This window comes from Streptomyces sp. A1136 (assembly GCF_004795055.1).
In the GTDB taxonomy this organism is placed as follows: domain Bacteria; phylum Actinomycetota; class Actinomycetes; order Streptomycetales; family Streptomycetaceae; genus Streptomyces.
This window is the reverse complement of record NZ_SSBJ01000338.1, coordinates 1-536: the sequence shown is the minus strand read 5'-3', so window position 1 is coordinate 536 and position 536 is coordinate 1. Positions and strand designations below refer to the sequence as shown.

Sequence of the window (536 nt, the reverse complement as noted above, 5' to 3'; positions counted from 1 at the left end):
CTTGGGTGCGACCCTCGCCCCTTCTGTAGACCACTCTACAGTCAACCTGTAGTCGCGTCTACAGGTTGGCCGGGGGCGCTTAACGCCTCGTTGGGGGTGGGGAGTTGACCATGGACGACTCTCGATAACCCGCCCATAGCGACTGTCCGCAAACGAACGTCTGTGAGCCAGTAGCGACGAACTCGGCTGTCCTGCGCGGGAGTTGTTACACATCCCGTGTCCGCATCTATGTAACGATCTCCCCCCTTCTCGATACACTGGGCTATGCGAATCGGCTACGGACGCGTGTCCACCTCCGACCAACACCCCGAAGCTCAGCGCGACGCCCTCACTGCCGCTAACTGCGACCAGATATTCGTCGACAAGCTCAGCGGCAAGCTCGCCTCCCGCCCCGAACTCGACAAAGCCCTCGTCGCCGTCCGCGACGGCGACCACCTCGTCATCACCAAGCTCGACCGGCTCGGCCGCTCGCTCCGCAACCTCATGGACGTCGGCGATGACCTCCGCGAGCGCGGCGTCGAACTCGTCGTCCTGGA

1 protein-coding gene is annotated in these 536 nt (G+C 63.2%); it reads left to right on the top strand.

Annotated features, from left to right (window positions below):
• Positions 1 to 264: 264 nt before the first annotated feature.
• The coding region (locus E6R62_RS38920) for a recombinase family protein (RefSeq protein WP_136218044.1) at positions 265 to 536 on the top strand (272 nt) is incomplete at its 3' end.